The organism is Rhodanobacter sp. UC4438_H5 (genome assembly GCF_052978405.1).
Window position 1 is genome coordinate 3336573 of record NZ_CM129672.1, and the last position, 21151, is coordinate 3357723.

Below are 21151 nucleotides of genomic sequence, written 5' to 3' on the forward strand. Positions count from 1 at the left end.
CGCCCTGCTTCGGGCATCATCGACGGATCGGGGTGCGCTCTTCGGCACGGATCGCGGATCAGTCGGGTGAGTGAGGCATGAGTACAAACATCAGCGGTCGTCTGCTGACCGAGGCACCGCGCGTGCTGGTGGTCGACGGGTCGCGCGTGGTGCGCAAGTTGATCGGGCGCGTGCTGAACGAGGAGCTGCCGGGCGTGGAGGTGGTCGGTTGCGACACCGGCGCCGAGGCGCAGCAGGTGCTCGGCGAGGGCGCCTTCGACTTCGTCACCATCGCGCTGCGCCTGCCGGACATGGACGGGCTGGAACTGGCGAAGTTCGTGCGCGAATCCGGCGCGCAGGCCTACGTGCCGATCGTGGTGGTGTCCGGCGACGTGGACGCGCGCCTGCACCGCCGCTCGCTGGGCGAGCACGTCACCGACTATTTCGACAAGGCGCTGGGTTTCCAGGCACTGGCCGAATTCATCCGCGGCTACGTCAGCCCGCAGGTCAGCGCCGAGGGCAGCGTGTTGTACGTGGAAGACAGCCGGGTGGTGGCGCTGGCCACCCGCCGCATGCTGGAGAAGATCGGCTTGACCGTGCGCCACGTGGTCAGCGTGGAGGATGCGATCGCCCTGCTGGAAACCGACCGCGCGCTGGGCTGGATCGGCGCCGACGTGGTGCTGACCGATGTCAGCCTGAAGGGCGAGCTGACCGGCGGCGACTTGCTCGAACACATCCGCACCGTGTTCGGCTACGGCAAGGGCCGCCTGCCGGTGCTGGTGATGACCGGCGACGAGAACCCGGCCAACCAGACCGCGCTGATCCGCGCCGGCGCCAACGACCTGGTCGAGAAACCGGTCGAGGAAAAATTGCTGATCACCAAGTTGCTGTTCCAGCTGCGCGTGGCGCGCCACCTGCGCGAGCGCGAGCGGGCCGACAAGGACGCATGAGCGGGCATCCGGTCAGGCTGGAGCCGTCCTGGAAGGCGCGCATCGGCGATTACCTGCAGCGGCCGGACATGCAGGCGCTGGCTGCCTTCCTGCGCGAGGAGAAAGAGGCCGGCAAGCGCATCTATCCGCCCGGGCCGGAGATCTTCGCCGCGTTCGCGCACACCCCGTTCGACGCCGTGCGCGTGGTGATCCTGGGCCAGGACCCGTACCACGGCCCCGGCCAGGCGCACGGCTTGTGTTTCTCGGTGCGCCCCGGCGTGCGGGTGCCGCCGTCGCTGGAAAACATCTTCAAGGAAATCCAGCGCGATCTCGGCATTGCGCGCCCTGACCACGGCTGCCTCACGCCGTGGGCCGACCGCGGCGTGTTGCTGCTCAACAGCGTGCTGACGGTGGAAGAGGGCCGCGCCGGCGCGCACGCCAATCGCGGCTGGGAAGGCTTCACCGATGCGGCAATCGACGCCTTGAACCGCGAGCGCGAAGGGATCGTGTTCCTGCTGTGGGGCAGCTACGCCCAGCGCAAGGGGCAGCTGATCGACGCCCGCAGGCATTGCGTGCTGAAGAGCGTGCATCCGTCGCCGCTGTCGGCGCATCGTGGCTTCCTCGGCTGCGGCCATTTCTCCGCAGCCAACCGCTATCTGGAAAGCCGCGGTCAAGCACCCATCGACTGGTCGCTGCCGCCGCGGGCTTCGTTTCCCGCCGGTTGAGATGCAGACGGTCGGTGCTGTCGACCGACCAGCACGGCTCGCACGTGGGCTTTCGCGCGACAGACGGCGTCACCCAATGGATAACCCCGGGCGACGTTGGCCGCGATGCCGGCCGCGAGCATGCAACCGGTGCCGTGCAGGCGGCGGGCAGCCACCCACGGCGCGGCGAAGCGCTGCGTGCCTTCGCCGGTAACCAGCAGATCGACCGCTTCCGGCAGCGCGGCATGGCCGCCCTTCATCAGCACCGCGTGCGGCCCGAGGGCGAGCAGGGCGCGGCCCTGCGCCGCCATGTCCGACTCGCTGCCGGCGCAGGACGTGCCCAGCAGCGTGGCGGCTTCGGCCAGGTTCGGCGTGAGGCAGTCGACCTGCGGAAGCAGGCGCGCGCGCAGCAGCTCCAGCGCTTCGGCATCGAGCAGCCGGGTGCCCGAACTGGCGTGCAGCACCGGATCGAGCACCACGAACGACGAGCGCCGGTATTGCAGGTGCTCGGCCGCGACCGCGACGATCTCCGCGTTCGCCAGCATGCCGAGCTTGACGGCACGGATATCCATCGCCTCGAACACGGACTCCAGTTGCGCCCGCACCATCGCGGCGGACATCACCTGGATGGCGCGGATGCCGTTGGCGTTCTGTGCGGTGACTGCGGTCACCACGGTGGCGCCGTCGACGCCGAAGGCGGCGAAGGTCTTCAGGTCGGCCTGGATGCCGGCGCCGCCGCAGGAGTCGGAGCCGGCGATCGAGAGCACGCTGACCGGCGGCGGCATGCGTCTGCGCGTCATGATGGCAGGCCGGCAAGAGTCACCAGTGCCAGCTGCCGGTAGCCGCGGGATTGCAGCTGCCGCGCGGCACGCCATGCGCGCAGACCGCTCTGGCAGCACAGCACCACCCGGCGGTCGGTGGGCGGGTGTTCGGCAGTGAACGCGGCGAGGCGTTCCGGAGTGAAGCGCAAGGCGTTCGCCAACGGCGAGGTCGGCGCTTCGTCAAGACCGCGCAGATCGATCACGACGTCGCGGGGCGTGACCTCGTCGACGTCGATGAAGCGCAGCACCTCGCCTGCGGGTTCGCCGGCGTGGTGGAAGTCGAAGCCGCCGAACGCCAGTCGGCCGGCGTCGAAACTCGTCAGTCGACCCAGCGGCGACGGCTCGATGCCCAGCAGCCACTGCAGCACGAATTGCGCCTGCAGGCTGCCAAGCAGGCCGACGACGCTGCCGAGCACGCCGGCGCTGCTGCAACTGGGCGCGCGTGCGGGCATCTCGGAAAATACCGCGCGGTAGCTGGGCGCGCCGGCACAGAAGCCGCCGACGTAGCCGGCCAGGCCGACCGCCGACGCGCTGATCAGCGGCGTGTGCTGTTGCAGGCAGGCGTCGCTCAAGACGTAAGTGGCGGCGAGGCTGTCCGCGGCATCGACGACGATGTCGGCCGTGGCGACCAGCGCCGCTGCGTTGCCTGGTGTCAGCCGCTGCGGCCGTGCTTCCACGGCGATGGTCGGATTCAGGCGCAGCAGGGCCGCGTGCGCCGCTTCCACCTTGCGAGCGCCGATGTCGGCCATCGTGTAGAGCGGTTGCCGGTGCAGGTTGCTCTCTTCGACGCGGTCAGGGTCGACGACGATCAGCCGGCCGATGCCGGCGGCGGCCAGGTAGTGCAACACGGGACAGCCGAGACCGCCGGCGCCGATCACCAGCACCCGCGCGGCCGCGAGTCGGGCCTGGCCGGTCGGGCCGACGTCGGGCAGGGCGATCTGGCGCGCGTAGCGATCGGTCATGCGCGCGCACCGGCGAAATCGACCCAGTCCGTGACGCGGAGAGTCGGGTCCGGATGCCGGGTCACGTCGCTGACCATGGCGACGCTGTCCGCGCCGGCATCGAAACAGCCGGCGGCGCGTTCCAGCGTGATGCCGCCGATCGCCACCAGTGGCCGCGCGCCGATCCGCCGCTTCCACTCGCCAATGCGCGGCAAACCCTGCGGCGCCCACGGCATCGCCTTGAGCGTGGTCGGATAGATCGGGCCCAGCGCGACGTAGTCCGGGGCGAGAGCCAGCGCCCGCTCCAGCTCGGCGTGATCGTGCGTGCTGATGCCGAGCTTCACGCCGCGCGCGCGGATCGCCGGCAGGTCCGCCGCGAGCAGATCCTGCTGGCCGAGGTGGATGAAGTCGGCGCCTTCGTCCAGCGCGATCTGCCAATGGTCGTTGACCACCAGTTGCACGTGTCGCGCGCGGCAGATCGCCAGCGCCGCGCGCACTTCACGACGGATCAGCTCCGGCGGCCGTTCCTTGATGCGCAACTGCAGCAGCCGGACGCCGAGCGGGGCGAGTCGGCCGACCCAGTCGGCGCTGTCCACGATCGGGTAGAACGCGGGGAACGCGTTCATGCCAGCCACGCCGTGCCCGCGACCGGCGTCGAGGGCACGGCGAGATCGCGCGGCTCCATCGGCTGCGCCTCGAAGCCGGCGCGACCCGCCTCGACCGCCCGGGCGAACGCCCCGGCCATCGCCACCGGATCGCCGGCCAGAGCCACCGCGGTGTTCAGCAGCACGCCGTCGACGCCCAGTTCCATCGCCTGCACCGCGTGGGACGGGCGGCCGATGCCGGCGTCCACGATCAGCGGCACGTCCGGGAAATGCGCGCGCAATGCACGCAGGCCGAACCCATTGTTGAGGCCGCGGCCGCTGCCGATCGGCGCACCCCACGGCATCAGCACGCGGCAGCCGGCCTGCAGCAGGCGATCAGCCACCACCAGGTCTTCGGTGGTGTACGGAAACACCTCGAAGCCGTCGGCGGCCAGTTCGGCCGCGGCCTCGACCAGGCCGAACACGTCGGGCTGCAGCGTGTCGGCATCGCCGATCACTTCCAGCTTGATCCATGCGGTGTGGAAGATGTCGCGCGCCATCTTCGCGGTGGTCACCGCCTCCTTCGCCGAGTGGCAGCCGGCGGTGTTCGGCAGCACGCGCACGCCGAGGCCGCGGATCAGCGACCAGAAGTCCTGGCCGCTGCGCTGCGTGCCGGCTTCGCGACGCAGCGACACGGTGACCACCTCGGTACCCGAGGCGCGCACCGCGTCGGCGAGGATCGCCGGCGAGGGGTAGCGTGCGCTGCCCAGCAACAGGCGCGATGCCAGTTCGACGTCGTAGAGCTTCATCGCTCAGCCGCCCTGCATCGGGGCGAGGATTTCCAGCGCATCGCCATCGGCAAGAAGCAACTCTTCGCGTGCGCCTGCCGGCACGAACACGCCGTTCACGGCGGTGGCGACGGCGGCCTGCCGATAGCCGAGCACTTCGAGCGCCTGTGCCAGGCGGGCCACCTGCAGGTCGTGGCTGACGCCATTCACGCGGATGTGCATGCGGGGGTTTCCGTGGTGTGGGGGAAAATCAGCCGTGCGGCCTGTTGCGCCATGGCGGGCGCCAGCAGGAAGCCATGGCGGTAGAGTCCGTTGAGGTACACGGTGCGGCCGCGCCTGAGCACGCGCGGCAGGTTGTCGGGGAAGGCCGGGCGCACGCCCACGCCCAGTTCCAGGATCTCGGCCTCGGCGAACGCCGGGTGCAGCGCATAGGCGGTGTTGAGCACGTCCATCGCCGAACGCACCGTCATCGGATCATGGCTGCTGCTTTCCAGCAGCGTGCCGCCAAGCATGAATACGCCGTCGCCGCGCGGCACCACATACAACCCGAAACGCGGATGCAACAGGCGCACCGGGCGCGACAACTGGATGTCAGGCGAGCGCACGACGATCATTTCGCCGCGCACGCCGCGCAGATCTTCCAGCGTGTCGCGCGCCGCAAGGCCGCGGCAATCGACTATCCGGTCCGCATCGATGCGCGCGGCATCGGCGTCCACGCCGTAGCGGATCGTCACGCCCGCGGCGGTCAGTTGCGCGGCCAGTGCGGGCAGCGCACGACGCGGATCGAGGTGGGCTTCGTCGGGGAAGAACAGACCCTGGCGGAAACGCCCGGCCAGCTCCGGTTCCAGCGCGCCGATGCGCTCGGCATCGATCGGTTCGAAGCGTTCGGTACGCCGGCCGAACAAGGCCAGCTCGCCGGCGTCGCGGGTGGCCGTGACGACCAACGTGCCGCGCTGCACGGTCCCGTCGAAATGGCGCTGCCACCACGCGACGGCGGGCGCGCCCAGCGTCGCCACCTGCGGTTCGGCGGTGGCCTGCTCGCACCACGGCGCCAGCATGCCGCCGGCGACCCACGCGCAAGCCTCGGCGTGGTCTGGCGCGCGCTCGATGATCTCCACCCGGGCGCCGCGCCCGGCCAGCTCCACCGCCGTGACCAGGCCGGCGACGCCCGCACCGAGAATGCCGATGCGCATGGCCCCTACTCCCCGGTCGGCACGTAGAGCGTGGCGCCGCGTTCGACGAACTCGCGCGACTTGCCGTCCATGCCGGCGCGCAGCGCGGTCTCCTCCATCGCGCGCACCTCGCGGCGCAGGTCCTGGGTGATCTGCATCGAGCAGAATTTCGGCCCGCACATCGAGCAGAAATGCGCGGTCTTGTGCGCCTCCTTCGGCAGGGTGGCGTCGTGGTAGGCGCGCGCCGTGTCGGGATCGAGCGACAGGTTGAACTGGTCCTCCCAGCGGAATTCGAAGCGCGCGCGCGACAGCGCGTCGTCGCGGCGCTGCGCGGCCGGGTGGCCCTTGGCGAGGTCGGCGGCGTGCGCCGCGATCTTGTAGGTGATGACGCCGGTCTTGACGTCGTCGCGATTCGGCAGGCCGAGATGTTCCTTCGGCGTGACGTAGCAGAGCATGGCGGTGCCGAACCAGCCGATCATCGCCGCGCCGATGCCCGAGGTGATGTGGTCGTAGCCCGGTGCGATGTCGGTGGTCAGCGGGCCCAGCGTGTAGAACGGCGCCTCGGCGCAGTGCTCCAACTGCTTGTCCATGTTGAGCTTGATCTTGTGCATCGGCACATGGCCGGGCCCTTCGATCATCACCTGGCAGCCGTGCGCCCACGCGATCTTCGTCAGCTCGCCCAGGGTTTCGAGTTCGGCGAACTGGGCCGCGTCGTTGGCGTCGGCGATCGAGCCGGGGCGCAGGCCGTCGCCCAGCGAGAAGGCGACGTCGTAGCGGCGCATGATCTGGCAGATCTCGGCGAAGTGCTCGTACAGGAAACTCTCGCGGTGGTGGCTGAGGCACCAGCGCGCCATGATCGAGCCGCCGCGCGAGACGATGCCGGTGACCCGCCGTGCGGTCAGCGGCACGTGGTGCAGGCGCACGCCGGCGTGGATGGTGAAATAGTCCACGCCCTGCTCGGCCTGCTCGATCAGGGTGTCGCGGAAGACCTCCCAGTTCAGCCGGGCCGGATCGCCGCCGACTTTTTCCAGCGCCTGGTAGATCGGCACGGTGCCGATCGGCACCGGCGAGTTGCGGATGATCCACGAGCGGATGTTGTGGATGTTGCGGCCGGTGGACAGATCCATGAGGGTGTCCGCGCCCCAGCGGATCGCCCACACCAGTTTCTCGACCTCCTCGGCCACGCCGGAAGACACCGCCGAATTGCCGATGTTCGCGTTGACCTTCACCAGGAAATTGCGCCCGATCACCATCGGCTCCAGCTCGCCGTGGTTGATGTTGGCCGGGATGATGGCGCGCCCCGACGCGATTTCGCTGCGCACGAATTCGGGCGTGACAAAGGCGGGCAGGGCTGCGCCGAACGCCTCGCCATCGGCCAGCCGGGCGGCGGCATCTTCATGCATCTGCGCGCGCCCCAGGTTCTCGCGCTGGGCGGCGTAGATCATTTCCTCGGTGATGATGCCGGCGCGGGCGAATTCCAGCTGGGTCACCGGCTGGCCGGCTTTGCCCATGCGCAGCGTACGTTGCGCGGGACACGGCGCCACCAGCCGTTCCGCGCCGACCCCACCGTTGTCCTCCGGGCGGGCGGCGCGTCCTTCGATGGCCGGAAAGCCGCGCGCCTCGATCCACGCGTCGCGCACCGGCGGCAGGCCCGCGGCGAGATCGATCCGTGCGTCGTCGTCGGTGTAGGGTCCGGACGGATCGTAGACGTGCAGCGCCGGCGTCAGCGGGTCCTTCAGCGCGATCTCGCGCATCGGCACGCGCAGCGACGGATGCCCGGGCGGGCTGACGTAGACCTTGCGCGAGCCGCGGATCGGGCCGGTGGTAACCGTCGAGGGTGCGGTGGCAGCGGCGGGATGGTTCATGGATCTCCTCCTTGGATGGAGATCCGGGGCGTGACGCTGCAACGGCGCACGGACGCGCCGATTGGGGCCGCCCGTGGTGATTCCCGTTCCTACGCCGGCATGACCCGGATCAGGTTCAAGGGTCAGCTCGCGCTATCTCAGCCCCTTGCGGGGCACCCCTCGGAATGCGGCGGAGGATGGCGGCGCGGGTTGGTGGCTGTCAAGCCGGCACGGCTGGATCGCGGACACGGCGCGGAGGGTTTGTGCGGCGGCTGACACGGTGCCATGACACGTTTTGAACGGCGTGCCGGGCAAGCTGGTCTTTACTCCCGGGACGGCTGGACAGTCGTCGCAAATATATGTACCATGCAGTTCATTAAAAGCCCGGAACCAAAGGCCGGGCTTAGCACTCCAATCACCCGAGTGCTAAACTTCGACGTCTTGCAGGAGGTTCCACCCATGTCCCAAGCCCTGGTGACCGCCAACTTCCCCTTGCCCAGCGTGGTTGGCAGCCTGGATGCCTACATTTCCGCAGTGCATCGCATCCCGGTGCTCAGCGTGGAAGAGGAACAGGCGTTGTCGCGTGATTATCTGCAGCAGGACAACTTGGACGCGGCCAAGAAGCTGGTGATGTCGCACCTGCGTTTCGTGGTGCACGTGGCGCGCGGCTACTCCGGCTACGGCCTGCAGCTTGCCGACCTGATCCAGGAAGGCAACATCGGCCTGATGAAGGCGGTCAAGCGTTTCGACCCGGACATGGGCGTGCGCCTGGTCAGCTTCGCGGTGCACTGGATTCGCGCCGAGATGCACGAGTTCATCCTGAAGAACTGGCGCATCGTGAAGGTCGCCACCACCAAGGCGCAGCGCAAGCTGTTCTTCAACCTGCGCAAGAGCAAGAAGCGCCTGGGCTGGATGAACGCCGCCGAGGTGAGCACGGTGGCGAAGGATCTCGGCGTGCCCGAGGCGACCGTGCGCGAGATGGAGTCGCGGCTGTCCGGTCGGGACGTGGGTTTCGAGGCGCCGGTGGATGCCGACGACGACGCCAAGCCGGCACCCGCCGCGTTCCTGATCGACCACGGCGCCGACCCATACGAGAACGTGGCCGACGAAGACCAGGCCGACAGCCAGTTGCAGACGCTGACCGATGCGCTGGGCCACTTGGACGCCCGCTCGCGCGACATCATCCAGCGTCGCTGGCTGGACGACGAGAACAAGGCCACGCTGCAGGATCTGGCCGACGAGTACGGCGTCTCGGCCGAGCGCATCCGCCAGGTCGAAGCCAACGCGATGAAGAAGATGCGCGCGTTGTTCGCGATGTAATGTCCCTCACAAGAGCCCGCACATCCATGTGCGGACTTCCGGAACGAGCGGCGATGTTGGCCTTGCTGCGCGGAGTTCCTGCAACGGCATCGACGGCCCGGGAAACCGGGCCGTTTTGCATGGGCTCATTCGTCGTGCGGCGGCGCCGTGCCGCTGACGATGCGGGCCTGGCGCTGGTGCGTCCAGTAGGCCCAGGCCCAGTCCAGCATCACCGCCAGGCGGTTGCGGAAGCCGATCAGAAAATAGATGTGCACCAGCAGCCAGACGATCCACGCCGGCAGCCCGGACATCTGCAGCTTGCCGAACTGCGCCACCGCCGCCATGCGGCCGATGGTGGCCAGCGAGCCGGCGTCGCGGTAGCGGAATGGCGGCCGCGGGCGGTCATCGCCGCGCAGTCGCCGCGCGATCGTGGCGGCCACGTACTTGCCCATCTGCTTGGCCGCCGGCGCCACGCCGGGGACCGGCGAGCCATCCGGCCGGAGCACGCTGGCGAGATCGCCGACGACGAACACCCCGGCGTGGCCGGGCACGCCGAGATCCTCGTCGACGCGCACGCGGCCAGCCTTGTCCAGCGGCACCCCGAGCATGGCGCCCACCGTCGAGGCAGCCACGCCCGCGGCCCACAGCACGGTGCGCGCGGGCAGGCGGCGCTCGCCGAGCTTCACGCCTGCGGCGTCGATCATCGTCACCGGCACACCGGTATGCACTTCCACGCCCAGGCGTTCGAGTTGGCGGCGTGCCTTGTCCGACAGCACCGGGTCGTAGCCGGCCAGCAGCCGCGGCCCGGCTTCCACCAGCCGCACGCTGGCATTGCGCGAATCGAAGTGGCGGAACTCCCCGCGCAGCGTATGCCGCGCCAGCTCGCCCAGCGTGCCGGCCAGTTCCACGCCGGTGGAACCGCCGCCGACCACGACGAAATTCAGCCACGCCTGGCGCCGCTCCGGATCGTCTTCGCGCTCGGCCTGTTCGAATGCGAGCAACACCCGGCGCCGAATCGACTGCGCGTCGTCGAGCGTCTTCAGCGCCGGCGCGAACGGCGCCCATTCGTCGTGGCCGAAGTAGGCGTGGGTGGCGCCGGTGGCGATCACCAGCCAGTCGTAGTCGAGCCAGCGCGAGCCGCAGCCCACCCGACGGGCGGCCAGGTCGACCGCGGTCACCTCTTCCATCAGCACGGTGAGGTTGCGTTGCCGCCGCAGGATGTGCCGCAGCGGTGCGGCGATCGAGGTGGCGGAAAGGCTGGCGGTGGCCACCTGGTAAAGCAGGGGCTGGAACAGATGGTGGTTGCGGCGATCGATGAGCGTGATCTGCGCGTCTGCGCCTGCCAGCCGTCGCGCCGCGCTCAACCCGCCGAAGCCTCCGCCGAGAATCAGGATGCGGGGCTTGCCCGCATCGGCAACACGTGGATCGCTCATTGCTGCAGCATGCGCGCCGTGCCGTGCACGCCGCGTCGACCGCGCAGGCGCCGGCTCACGGCTGCCGCGTCGCCGGCATGCGCAGCGCCATGCCCTTGAGCACGTTCAGCGCCTGCGCCAGCGCGTAATCGCTGGTGGCCAGCCTGGCGTCGGCGGCGCTGCCGTCGTCGTCGATGTCGGTTGCAGTGGCTGCCTTCTCGTTGGCGAGGTGGTTGGGCAGATCCGCCTCGGAGCTGATCAGCACCGGCGGGTGGTCGGCCTGGCTCACCGCGAGGTCGGCCAGCGCGATGTCCGGCTTGATTCCCTCGGCCTGGATGGACGTGCCGTTGGGCGTGTAGTAGCGCGCCGTGGTGATCTTCACCGCATGGTCGGCATCCAGCGGCAGCACGGTCTGCACCACGCCCTTGCCGAAGCTGCGCTGGCCCATGGTCAGCGCGCGGTGATTGTCTTTCAGTGCGCCGGAGACGATCTCGGCGGCCGAGGCGGTGCCGTGGTTGGTCAGCACGATCATCGGCGCGCCGTCCAGCAGGTCGCCGGGGTGGGCGCTGAAGCTCATGTTGGCGTCGGGCAGCCGCCCGCGCGTGGTCACGATGACGCCGCTGTCGAGGAAGTCGTCGCCGACGGCCACCGCCGCGGTGAGCAGGCCGCCGGGGTTGTTGCGCAGGTCCAGCACGGCGCCCTTCTGCGGGCCGTTCCTGGTGACCAGCTCGCCCAGTTTCTTCTGCAGGTCGGCGGCGGTGTCATCCTGGAACTGGCTGATGCGGATGTAGGCGTAGCCGGGTTCCAGTTCGCGCACCTTGACGCTGCTGACCGAGATCAGTTCGCGCACCAGCGGCATGTCGACCAGCTTGTCGCTGCCCTCGTGCATGATGGTGAGGGTGATCTTGCTGCCCGGCTTGCCGCGCAGCCGCTGGAACATCTCGTTGACGTTCTGCGGGTCCACCAGCTTGCCGTCGATCTTGACGATGTTGTCGCCCGGCTTGATGCCGGCGCGCGCGGCGGGCGTGTCGTCGATCGGCGAGACGATCCTGAGCCCGCCATCCACCTGCAACACCTCGATGCCCAGGCCGCTGTACTGGCCGGAGGTGTCCTCGCTGAGCTGCTGCAGGCCCTCCTTGTCGAGGTACTCGCTGTGCGGGTCGAGCCCGGCCAGCATGCCGGTGATGGCCGCCTTCATCAGGGTCTTGTTGTCGACCTTCTCGACGTAGGCCTGGCGCACCATCTGGTAGACGCGACTGAAATTGCGGATGTCCTGCAAGTCCACCGGGTCGGCCGCGGCGGTGCTGCCGGCGCGGGCCGGTTCGCTCGCGCTGGCCGCGCTGGCGGGCGTGGTCTGCGCCTGACCGGCGCCGACGGCCAGCAGCGACAGGAAGGCCATGCAGGTGGCCGCTCTACGGTGGGAACAAGGCATGCAGTTGACTCCGCTCGACGGAAAGACGGCGCGCCGCAGCGCCGCCGAAGTATGGCAGGAGGTGGGACCGCCGGATCGCGCAACAATTCACCACGCCGTGCGGCGGTGCCTCAGCCGTGCTTGCGCAGCCAGCTGGCCGGGTCCACCGGCTGGCCATTCTTGCGCAGCTCGAAATACACGCCGGTGTTGACGCCGGTGACCGCGCTGGCGGTACCGATCGCCTCGCCGGCCTCGACCTCGTCGCCAACGCCGTGCAGCAGGCTTTCGTTGTTGCCGTACATGCTCATCCAGCCGTTGCCGTGGTTGAGGATGAGCAGCATGCCGTAACCGCGCAGGAAGCCGGCGTAGATCACCCGCCCGCGCGCCACCGCGTGCACCTCGCTGCCGGCGGCGGCCTTGATCAGCACGCCGTTGCCGAACGGGTTGACCGCACCGCTGGCCGGCCACGGCAGCTTGCCGCGGATGTCGGCCGAGCGCGACGGCGGCGGCTGGCCGCGTTGCGGCGCGGCGGCCTCGTCGATGGCCTTCTGCAATTTGTCGAGCAGCTGGTTGAGCGATTGCGCGTTCTGTTTCATCGCGGCCAGGCGCTGCGCCTGGTCCTTGTACTTCGCGTCGGTTTCCGCGGCCAGCTTCTGCCGCGCCGCGCGTTGCCGCGCCAGCTGCTGCGCCTGCTGTTGGCGCTGGGCCTTCGTCGCCTGCAGCGTCTGCTGCTGGGCCGCGATCGAGCTTTCCAGTTCCTGCAGGCGGGCCAGGTCGCCCATCAGTTTCTCCACGCGCTGCACGCGATCGCGCTGGAAGTACTGCGAGTAGACCAGCGCGCGGGCGATCCGGGCCACGTCCTCGTCGCCGAGCAGCAGGCGCAGGTCCGAGCCGTGGCCCAGGGTGTAGGTGGCGCGCAGCAGGTCGGCGATCGCGGCGCGCTGGTGCTGCAGTTCGCCTTGCAGCGTGTCGCGCTGCTGTTGCAGCTCGTCGAGCTGCTTCTGTCCCGCCGCCAGCGCGGCATCGGTCTCGCGCACGGCCCTGGCCGCGGCGGCCAGCGCATTGGCCTGCTTCGCCAATTCCGCGTTCATGCTGTCGCGCCTGGCCGCGGTGTCGGCCTGCTCGGCGGCCAGCGCCTCCATCTTGCGGCGCAGGTCGGCCAGCTTCTGCCTGGCGGCGGCCTGTTCGGCGCGGCTCCCGTGCTGGCCGGCCGGCGCGGCGGGTGCGGCGTACGTCACGCCGAGGCAGGCAACGATGAGCAGCGCGCCGAGCACGCGGCGGATCGAACGGGATGGATTGCGCATCGGTCGATTATCACCGAGCCCGCGGCGCGGGGCGAGCGTGCCGGCGACGGTGCTATGTTGGCGCGACATCTGCGGCGCCACGGTGCGGCGCCGACGAAACGTCGAGAGAGGGTGTGGGTGCATGTGCGTGATCGCGTTTGCCTGGCAAGTCCATCCACGCTGGCGCCTGTTGCTGGCCGGCAACCGCGACGAGTTCCATGCGCGGCCCAGCGCCGCGCTGGCGCGTTGGGACGACGTGCCGATCCTCGCCGGGCGCGATCTGCAGGCCGGCGGCAGCTGGCTCGGCGTATCCGATGCGGGGCGTTGCGCGGTGGTGACCAACGTGCGTGATCCGCGCGACCCGCAGCTCGGCGCCTCGCGCGGCCTGCTGATCCGCGACTACCTGACGGGCGCCGAGGATGCCGCCGCGCATGCGGAGCAGCTGCTGCGCGTGGCTGCGGACTATCGCTTGAGTTAAGCGGCGGCGAAGCCGTCCGCCTTGAACGAGTGGTTAGGCGCGTACGCTATGGCGAGCACGGGAGCCCAGAGTAAAAAATACATAGCCAGAACATGCAATTGCTATAAGCGCGACAGCCGGTGGAATTAGAAAATATTCGCTAAGTAGGAATACTAGGCGGTAGTCCAAGATTGCCAAAGTCACCCAAGCCAAGATAAAAGCGAGGCTACTGTACAAAAGGAACGGTCTGCCACCGATACACCCGGCAGCAAACGCCAACGGAGCAGTTACGACAAGGCTGGCGATAGAGGCGCTCGGAAGCGCTGAACGCATAAATGATCCTGCGCTAGCCAAATTGTAGAATCCAAAGCGCGCGCCAATCGACGCACACACGACGCCAAAAACGAACGCATGCACGAGCGCAAGAAGCATAATGGCGGCTGACTTCGTGACTTTCACTTTTGGAGCCTAACGCCCGTTCAACCTGCTCACCTTCGATGCGCAGGCGGCGTTCTATCTCGGCAACCGGCCGCAGCCGGAGGCGCAGGCGGTCACGCCCGGCGTGCACGGCCTGTCCAACGCCGACTTCAATACGCCGTGGCCGAAGACGCGCGCGCTGATGCAACGCCTGCAGCGCTGGATCGACGATGGCGACGACACCGACTTCGCCGCGCTGTTCGCCGCGCTGGCCGACGAGCAACTCGCGCCGGACGAGCATTTGCCGGACACCGGCGTCGGCCTCGAGCAGGAGCGCCGGCTCTCCAGTGCCTTCATCCGCGGCGCCGATTACGGCACCCGTGCCAGTACCGTGGTGGCGATCGACCATGACGGCGCCGGCGTGATCGCGGAGCGTCGCTTCGGTCCGCACGCGCGCTACCTCGGCGAAACCTTGCTGCGTTTCGGTGGCCGATTGCCGGCCTGAGCGGACAGCGTTCACCTACGCAGCCCGGCGGCGCAGCCGGCTGGGTGGGCCGCCGGGCGGCGGGCAGGCTGGTTCCCTGGTCCGGGTCGAGGGGATGGGCATGCGCAAGGGATGGCTTCTGCTGGCGGCGATCGTGCCGCTCGCCCACGGCGTGCACGCGGGTTGCCCGGACTGGCCGCCCGCGCGGGCGCAACAGGAGTTGCTGGCGCTGCACGATCGCCTCGACGGCTGGAACCACGCCTATCGCGTCGAGGGCGCCGCGCCGGTGGACGATGCGGTGTACGACCAGGCCTTGCAGCGGTTCGAGCAATGGCGCCGCTGCTTCCCCGGGCAGGCGCCGGCGGCGCTGAACCACCTGGGTGATGCCGGTGGCCGGGTCACTTCGCCGGTGGCGCAGACCGGCCTGGCCAAGCTGCCCGATGCCGCCGCCCTGGCGCAGTGGATGCGCGCGCGCGGCGACCAGGATCTGTGGGTGCAACCGAAGGCGGACGGTGTCGCGGTCACGCTGCTCTACGTCGATGGACGCCTGCGCCAGGCCAGCAGTCGCGGCGACGGTTTGCACGGCTCGGACTGGACCGGACAGGCGCGGCGGATCGCCGCGATCCCCAGGCACCTGCCGCATGCGCCGGCGCGTGTGGTGCTGCAGGGCGAGCTGGTCTGGCGCCTGCCCGGCCACGTGCAGGCCACGGACGGCGGCCTCAACGCGCGTTCGGCGGTGGCCGCGGCGATGGCGCGCGATGAGCTCGGCGATGCGGCCGCGCACATCGGCCTGTTCGTGTGGGATTGGCCCAGCGGCCCGCCCGACATGCCGGCGCGGCTGGCAGGATTGCAGGCGATGGGGCTGGCCGACAGCGTGCGCTACACGCAACCGGTCGCCTCGCTGGCCGAGGTGGAGCGCTGGCGTGAGCAGTGGTATCACCACGCGATGCCGTTCGCGGCCGATGGCACCGTCGTGCGCCAGGGCCGGCGGCCAGCCGCCGCGAGCTGGCGTGCCGCGCCGCCGGAGTGGGCGGTGGCATGGAAGTATCCGGCTGCCTCCGCATTGGCCGAGGTGCGCGCGGTGGAATTCACCGTCGGTCGCAGCGGCCGTATCACGCCGGTGCTGCAACTGGAGCCGGTGCAACTGGACGACCATCGGGTGCAGCGCGTCAGCGTGGGCTCGCTCAAGCGCTGGCGCGAGCTCGACATCCGTCCCGGCGACCAGGTCGAGGTGGTGCTCGCGGGCTTGACCATTCCGCGCCTGCAGTCGGTCGCCTGGCGCGCGCTGCAGCGCGCGCCGGTGACGCCGCCGGACCCGCGCATGCACGGGCCGCTGACCTGCTGGCAGGCCACGCCGGGTTGCGAGCAGCAGTTTCTCGCCCGGCTGGCATGGCTCGGCGGCCACCACGGACTGCAGCTGGAAGGGTTGGGCGAGGGCACCTGGCGGGCGCTGGTCGACGCGGGCCTGGTACGTCATCTGCTGGACTGGATGAGTCTCACGCCGTCGCAGCTGGCCGCCGTGCCCGGCCTCGGCGCGAACCGCGCGGCCGCGTTGGCGCGGGTCTTCGCCAGTGCGCGCGAGCGTCCGTTCGCGCGCTGGCTGCAGGCGCTGGGCGTGCCGGCCGGACAGGCGCGCGGAGCGGCCGACTGGCCGACGCTGGAGGCGCGCGGAGCAGACGATTGGCAGGCGCAGGAGGGCGTCGGTGCCGGCCGCGCGAACCAGTTGGTGGCGTTCTTCGATTGCGCCGAAGTTCGCGAGCAGGCCGTGCGCCTGCATGCAGCCGGCGTGCCCGGCTTCTGAAGCTCAGCTCTTCAGTTCGCCGTCGTGGTAATACCAGCGGCCGTCTTCGCGCACGAAATGGCTGGTCTCGTGCTGCCGCTGCGCGCGACCGCCGCCGAGGCGATAGCGGGCGACGAATTCCACCGTGGCGTGGTCGGCATCGATCATCTGCTGGCGCCGCACCTCCAGCCCCAGCCAGGTCGGCGCAGGTTGCTGCGCGGCCAGCCGCAGCGAGGCGGGCCGGGTGTCGGCGTGCCAGCTGGCCAGCAGGTAATCCTCGCGCTTGAGCACGTAGGCGCTGTAGCGCGAGCGCATCAGCTGCTCGGCGCTGGCAGCGGGGGCGCCGTCGTGCAGCGGGCCGCAACAGGCGGTGTAGCCGGCGGGGTTGCCGCAGGGGCAGGGGGTCAGCGTGTCGATCGACTTCATGCGGCCTTTGTACCTGCTTCGGCCCCGACTTGCAGGTTCAGCCGTGCATGCGCTGCCATACGCGGCAGCGGTTGTGCGCCGGCATCGAGACGTCGAGCAGCAGGTGGAAGCCCGCGGCCTCGGCCAGCGCGTCCACCGCCTCGGCGTTGCGGATCGCCATGTGCGCGCCGCGCGTGCGCAGCCAGGCGTCGAACGCGGCGTTGCTGGCGCTGGTGTAGCGGCCATGCTGGTTGAACGGCCCGTAGATCGCCAGCACCGCATCGGCGGTGGTGACCGCGGGCAGCCGGGCGAACAGCCGCTGCACTTCCGCCCAGCTCATGATGTGCAGCGTGTTGGCACTGAACACCGCATCGAAGGGGCCGGCCGGCCAGTCGCCATTGACGTCCAGCTCCAGTGGCGGCGGCGTATTCGGCAATGCCGCCTCATCCAGCCAGGCGCAGATGCCCGGGAGATTCTCGGCGCGGTCGGAGCATTGCCAGCTCAGCCAGGGCATCGCCGCGGCGAAATGCACCGCGTGCTGGCCGGTGCCGCTGCCGATCTCCAGCAGGTGCCGGCATCCGGCGACGTGCCGGCGCAGCACGCCGAGGATGGATTCGCGGTTGCGTTCGCACGCAGGCGAGTGGGGTTTGTCCACGCCCGCGCCACGCTCAGGCGGGGCGACCGCGCAGCACGCGCGCCGGCAGCATCAGCAACGCGCCGAGGAAGGCGAACACCGCGCTCACGGTGATGCCGACCAGCCGCAGCGGCAGCAACACCAGCCACACGATCGGGTACAGCACCAGGGCGAGCAGGGCGATCGGCCAGCAGAACACCAGCAGCAACAGCCAGAGCAGGAAACCGACCATGCGTTGATCCTCCGCAGGGGTGGGGACGCCGGCACTGTAGCGCAGCGCGCGGCGCGCGCGCAGATGACTCCCGACACCCCCCGCCGCGATTTCAGGCCATCGGGCTCACGCCGATCAGCCACAGGTGCAGCCGCAGCACGAAGGCGAGCCAGAGCGCGCCGCCGATCACCACGGTGAGCACGTCGCCCTGCACCGTGCCGGCAGCGTAGACGGCGGCTTCGCGGCGATCGCGCCGGCGCGAGACGGCGAACAGCACGACCGCCCACAGCAGGAACGCGCCGAACAGCACCATGTCGTGCAGCATGCCGGTGGCCAGCAGGTGGCCGAATGCCCACACCTTCACCGCCAGCACCTGCGGGTGATGCAGCTTCGCCTTGAAATGGTTGCGCGGCACCCGCGCCGCGATGAACAACACGAAGGCCACCAGGGTGAACAGCGCATTGAGATGGCGCAGCCACAGCGGCGGCACATACAGCAACACCGGTTGCTGGCGCGCCAGTCCGAAGCCCCAGCAGAGCAGTACGAAACCGGCGATCGCCACCGCGGCATACAGCACCTTCCAGCGCATCAGGCCCATCCGCGCGATCTGCCGCCCCCGCCAGTCGTCGGCGAAGATGCGCAGCGAGTGGATGCCGAGGAACAGCACGAGGCCGAGAATCAACACGAGCATGGCGGGGTGACTCCGATGGCGGCGACGAAGGTCGAGGATAGGCCAGCGCGGCGCCGCGGCCCAGTGACATCCGTCAGGCGACGGGTTCGACGTGCACGACCAGCGCCACCGCATTTGGGTGCAAGGTCATCGATGCCGCGCCCGACGAAGGTCGCCAGGCATCGCCTGCTTGCAGCGTACCGTCGACGCAGTCGATGGCGCCGCGGGCGCAGTACACCAGCACGGTGGCGGCGCCCGTCGCGTGCGCTCCGGTATCCCGCCACACTTCGATGCCGCCGCGCGCGCGGCCGCGGCGCAGCATCAGGTTGAAGTCGCGGGTGGGGCCGCCGGCCAGTGCCACCTCGACCTTCGCCTCGCCGGGAAACGCGAACGGCACAAACGGAGCGGTCAGCGCGTGGCTGCGGCCGTCATCCAGCGTCATGGTGAAGCCGGCCCCGTCGAGAAGCGCGATCTGCCGGTCGATGCCGGGAAACGCGGAGAACGGCGCGGCGCTGTCGACCTCGGCGAGGCTGACGCGCCACAGGAAATCGTCCATGCCGGCGGCGGACGGCTGGACGGCTATTTCGCGGGTGCGGCCCAGGCCGTTCTTCCACGGCCGCAGCGGGCAGTCGGACAGGCGGACGATCATGCGGTTCTCTCGATGACGCGCTCGAACGGCGGCAATGCGCGCAGCATGCCGCTGCCGTAGCGCTTGGTGACCACGCGGCGGTCCAGCAACACGATGCGGCCGTGGTCGGTTTCGCTGCGGATCAGGCGGCCGCAGTACTGGGTGAGCAGGCGGGTAGCCTCGGGCACGCTGACCTCGATGAACGGGTTGCGGCCGCGCGATTCCAGCCACTCGGCGTAGGTCGCGCCGACCGGGTCGGTGGGCACGGCGAACGGCAACTGGGTGATCACCACCGTCTCGCACAGCTTGCCGGGCAGATCGAGGCCTTCGCCGAACGAGGCGAGGCCGAACAGCGTGCTGCCCTTGCCGGCCTCGATGTCGGCGCAGTGCTCGGCGACCAGTTGCGACTTGCCCAGCGACCCTTGCGCGCGGACCTTGCGCACGTGCGCGATCGGCAATTTCTGCAGCACGCGGTCGAGTTTCGCGCGCGAGGTGAACAGCACCAGGTTGCCGGCGTCCCAGTCGAGGTGGTCAGCCAGCCAGGCGCTGATTTCCTCGGCGTGCGCCTCGCGCGCGTCGGGAAGCGTGTGCATCGCGGGCACTTCCAGGCGTGCCTGCGCGGCGAGGTCGAACGGCGAGGGCAGGCTCAGCGTCACCGCATCGTCGGGCAGGCCCACGGCATCGGCGAAGCCGCGGAAGTTGCCGCCGGCACTGAGCGTGGCCGAGGTCATCACCACGCCGCTGGCGTTGTTCCACAGCACGTTGCGCAGCAGGCCCGCGGCGGAGACGGCCGAGGCATGGCAGACCAGTTGCTGGTCCGTGCCCAGGGTGACCCAGCGCGCCAGCGGCGGGGCGTTGTCCGGATCGTCGCTGGACCACGCGCGCCAGCAGGCGGCCTGCCGGCCGATGCGCTCCAGCGCGATGCCGAGCTCGCGCGACAAGGCCTCCTGGGTCGGTCCGCCGTCGGTCATCTCCACCACGGCGCGCCGCACCGCGGTGAGCCAGCGCTGCACCTCGCCGGTGAGCAGGTCGAGCGCGCGCGCATGCTCCACCCACGGCTCCGGCAGCTGGCCCAGCGAGCCGCGGTACATCGGTTCGGTCTCGGCCGGGTCGGGCAGCCAGGCGAGGCGGATTTCCTTCTCCAGCTCCTCCAGCGTGTTGCTCAGCTCCTGCAGCTTCTCGTCGCCCTGGTCCAGCGCGAGCTTGCCCAGGCGTTCCTTGTCGGTCAGCGAATAGGCCGCATGCACCTGCCGGCCGAGCCGGCTCAACTGGCGCACGGTGGCGGTCATGAAGACTTCGGCCGCGCCGCGTTCGATCGCCTTGCCGGGCACGTGGTGGCCTTCGTCGAAGATGTACAGCGTCTCGTCCGGGCGCGGCAGGATCACGCCGCCCCAGCTGTCGTCCTCGCCCGGCATGGTGAGATCGGCCAGCACCAGATCCTGGTTGGCCACGATGATGTCGGCGTCGTCGACCGCGCGGCGCGCGGCGAAGAACGGGCAGTTCATGAACTGCCCGCACTTGCGCCCGGTGCAGCCGCCGGCGCTGGTGGTGATCATCGGCCGCAGCAGGTCGCTGACCGGCTCCGGCGCGCTGTCCATGTCGCCGTTCCATTCGCCGCGGTCGAACGCGTCGCGCAGCTTGGCCAGCGACTGCTTGTCGCGCGGTTGCGGCGGCTTGTTCCACAGCAGCAGGTCGGCCTCGAAACCGGCCAGGCCAAGCTGCGCGTCGTGGATGCTGTTGGCCGCCATCAGCAGGTTGCGCGGGCACAGGTAGCGGCCGCGGCCCTTGGCCAGCGCCACCTTCGCTTCGATGTCGTTGAGTTTCAGGTACAGCGGAATGTCGCGCTGCACGAGCTGTTCCTGCAGCGCCACGGTGGCGGTGGCGATCAGCAGCTTCTTCTTCTGGAAGCGCGCCACTTCATGGCCGGCGACCAGGTAGGCCATCGACTTGCCGGTGCCGGTGGGTGCCTCGATCACCGCCACGCCGCCGGCGCTGGCCAGCGCCTTGGCGACCTCGGCGATCATGCGCCCCTGCGAGGCGCGCGCGCGAAAGCCCGGCAGGCCCGCCTTGACGCGGGCATAGGCGGCACGAATGGCGTCCTTGGTGGAGTCGGCGAGCATGCGGGGTGGCGGGTCCGTGACACGGTGCAGGGCCGGGGCGCGCCGCGCGCGTGCGCTGCCCTGCCGGCCGGCTGCCCAGTCTATCGGACATGTCAACGCGGCTGCGGCTTGCCGATGGCCCGCGGAATGTCGCACAGTGGCAGGCGCGTATGCTGGGCCGGGCCGCGGCTCGAACCTG

General features: G+C 69.9%; 20 protein-coding genes, 2 pseudogenes and 1 riboswitch. Of the genes and pseudogenes, 6 read left to right on the forward strand and 16 right to left on the reverse strand.

The annotated features are described in order from the left end of the window. The first annotated feature begins 77 nt into the window (after positions 1-77). A complete protein-coding gene (locus ACVCL9_RS15195; RefSeq protein ID WP_395121039.1) occupies positions 78-929 on the forward strand; it encodes a response regulator in 852 nt (283 codons plus the stop codon). Then, positions 926-1633 carry a uracil-DNA glycosylase gene (ung, locus tag ACVCL9_RS15200; RefSeq protein ID WP_395121040.1) on the forward strand — a complete coding sequence of 236 codons (708 nt, stop codon included), beginning with the start codon at positions 926-928 and terminating at the stop codon, positions 1631-1633. Before ACVCL9_RS15195 ends, ung begins: the two co-directional genes overlap by 4 nt. On the opposite strand, the gene thiD is transcribed toward ung, so the two are convergent. Genes thiD through thiC form a run of 7 tightly spaced genes read right to left on the reverse strand, consistent with a single transcriptional unit; the run spans position 1579 to position 7783 of the window. Further along, complete coding sequence (gene thiD, locus ACVCL9_RS15205; RefSeq protein WP_447097493.1) at positions 1579-2412, reverse strand: bifunctional hydroxymethylpyrimidine kinase/phosphomethylpyrimidine kinase; 834 nt, start codon at positions 2410-2412, stop codon at positions 1579-1581. The genes ung and thiD overlap by 55 nt on opposite strands. After that, on the reverse strand, positions 2409-3395 hold the full coding sequence (locus ACVCL9_RS15210; RefSeq protein WP_447097492.1) for a ThiF family adenylyltransferase: 987 nt from the start codon (positions 3393-3395) through the stop codon (positions 2409-2411). Before ACVCL9_RS15210 ends, thiD begins: the two co-directional genes overlap by 4 nt. Next, positions 3392-4000, reverse strand: coding sequence for a thiamine phosphate synthase (locus tag ACVCL9_RS15215; protein WP_447097491.1), 609 nt, complete (start codon positions 3998-4000; stop codon positions 3392-3394). The genes ACVCL9_RS15210 and ACVCL9_RS15215 overlap by 4 nt, the downstream gene beginning before the upstream one ends. After that, complete coding sequence (locus ACVCL9_RS15220; RefSeq protein WP_395121044.1) at positions 3997-4767, reverse strand: thiazole synthase; 771 nt, start codon at positions 4765-4767, stop codon at positions 3997-3999. Before ACVCL9_RS15220 ends, ACVCL9_RS15215 begins: the two co-directional genes overlap by 4 nt. A gap of 3 nt (positions 4768-4770) precedes the next feature. Continuing rightward, positions 4771-4968 (reverse strand): sulfur carrier protein ThiS, encoded by a 198-nt coding sequence (gene thiS / locus ACVCL9_RS15225; protein ID WP_447097490.1) that lies wholly within the window; start codon positions 4966-4968, stop codon positions 4771-4773. Beyond that, on the reverse strand, positions 4953-5939 hold the full coding sequence (locus ACVCL9_RS15230; protein WP_447097489.1) for an FAD-dependent oxidoreductase: 987 nt from the start codon (positions 5937-5939) through the stop codon (positions 4953-4955). Before ACVCL9_RS15230 ends, thiS begins: the two co-directional genes overlap by 16 nt. A gap of 5 nt (positions 5940-5944) precedes the next feature. Further along, positions 5945-7783, reverse strand: a complete 1839-nt coding sequence (thiC, locus tag ACVCL9_RS15235) for a phosphomethylpyrimidine synthase ThiC (protein WP_447097488.1) — start codon at positions 7781-7783, stop codon at positions 5945-5947. A gap of 69 nt (positions 7784-7852) precedes the next feature. Continuing rightward, positions 7853-7953, reverse strand: a riboswitch (TPP riboswitch). A 268-nt stretch (positions 7954-8221) separates the two neighbouring features. Between thiC and rpoH the strand changes: the two genes are divergently transcribed. Then, positions 8222-9082, forward strand: coding sequence for an RNA polymerase sigma factor RpoH (gene rpoH, locus ACVCL9_RS15240; protein WP_447097487.1), 861 nt, complete (start codon positions 8222-8224; stop codon positions 9080-9082). Between the two features lie 125 nt (positions 9083-9207). Here the strand turns inward: rpoH and ACVCL9_RS15245 are convergent, their stop codons facing one another. The 3 genes from ACVCL9_RS15245 to ACVCL9_RS15255 form a co-directional block, all read right to left on the reverse strand. Next, positions 9208-10494 carry an NAD(P)/FAD-dependent oxidoreductase gene (locus tag ACVCL9_RS15245; protein ID WP_447097486.1) on the reverse strand — a complete coding sequence of 429 codons (1287 nt, stop codon included), beginning with the start codon at positions 10492-10494 and terminating at the stop codon, positions 9208-9210. Positions 10495-10549: 55 nt separating this feature from the next. Further along, positions 10550-11905 carry a S41 family peptidase gene (locus tag ACVCL9_RS15250; RefSeq protein WP_447097485.1) on the reverse strand — a complete coding sequence of 452 codons (1356 nt, stop codon included), beginning with the start codon at positions 11903-11905 and terminating at the stop codon, positions 10550-10552. A 110-nt stretch (positions 11906-12015) separates the two neighbouring features. Next, a complete protein-coding gene (locus tag ACVCL9_RS15255; protein WP_447097484.1) occupies positions 12016-13188 on the reverse strand; it encodes a murein hydrolase activator EnvC family protein in 1173 nt (390 codons plus the stop codon). Between the two features lie 121 nt (positions 13189-13309). Between ACVCL9_RS15255 and ACVCL9_RS15260 the strand changes: the two are divergent. The 3 genes and pseudogenes from ACVCL9_RS15260 to ligB all read left to right on the forward strand — a co-directional run. After that, a pseudogene (locus tag ACVCL9_RS15260) lies at positions 13310-13633 on the forward strand (NRDE family protein); the annotation flags it as partial. 463 nt (positions 13634-14096) lie between these two features. Then, positions 14097-14546, forward strand: a pseudogene (locus ACVCL9_RS15265) (NRDE family protein); the annotation flags it as partial. Between the two features lie 100 nt (positions 14547-14646). Next, the gene (gene ligB, locus ACVCL9_RS15270) at positions 14647-16326 is read left to right on the forward strand and encodes an NAD-dependent DNA ligase LigB (protein WP_447097483.1); all 1680 of its coding nucleotides are present in this window, start codon (positions 14647-14649) and stop codon (positions 16324-16326) included. Between the two features lie 3 nt (positions 16327-16329). On the opposite strand, the gene ACVCL9_RS15275 is transcribed toward ligB, so the two are convergent. The 6 genes from ACVCL9_RS15275 to dinG all read right to left on the reverse strand — a co-directional run bounded on the left by ACVCL9_RS15275 (position 16330) and on the right by dinG (position 20973). Next, complete coding sequence (locus tag ACVCL9_RS15275) at positions 16330-16731, reverse strand: YchJ family protein (RefSeq protein WP_395121054.1); 402 nt, start codon at positions 16729-16731, stop codon at positions 16330-16332. Between the two features lie 37 nt (positions 16732-16768). Then, positions 16769-17365, reverse strand: a complete 597-nt coding sequence (locus ACVCL9_RS15280) for a DUF938 domain-containing protein (RefSeq protein WP_447097482.1) — start codon at positions 17363-17365, stop codon at positions 16769-16771. A gap of 13 nt (positions 17366-17378) precedes the next feature. Further along, complete coding sequence (locus ACVCL9_RS15285) at positions 17379-17576, reverse strand: hypothetical protein (protein WP_395121056.1); 198 nt, start codon at positions 17574-17576, stop codon at positions 17379-17381. A 91-nt stretch (positions 17577-17667) separates the two neighbouring features. Beyond that, complete coding sequence (locus ACVCL9_RS15290) at positions 17668-18246, reverse strand: NnrU family protein (RefSeq protein WP_447097481.1); 579 nt, start codon at positions 18244-18246, stop codon at positions 17668-17670. Positions 18247-18319: 73 nt separating this feature from the next. Then, complete coding sequence (locus ACVCL9_RS15295) at positions 18320-18874, reverse strand: HutD/Ves family protein (protein WP_447097480.1); 555 nt, start codon at positions 18872-18874, stop codon at positions 18320-18322. After that, positions 18871-20973, reverse strand: coding sequence for an ATP-dependent DNA helicase DinG (gene dinG / locus ACVCL9_RS15300; RefSeq protein ID WP_447097479.1), 2103 nt, complete (start codon positions 20971-20973; stop codon positions 18871-18873). The genes ACVCL9_RS15295 and dinG overlap by 4 nt, the downstream gene beginning before the upstream one ends. Positions 20974-21151 lie beyond the last annotated feature (178 nt).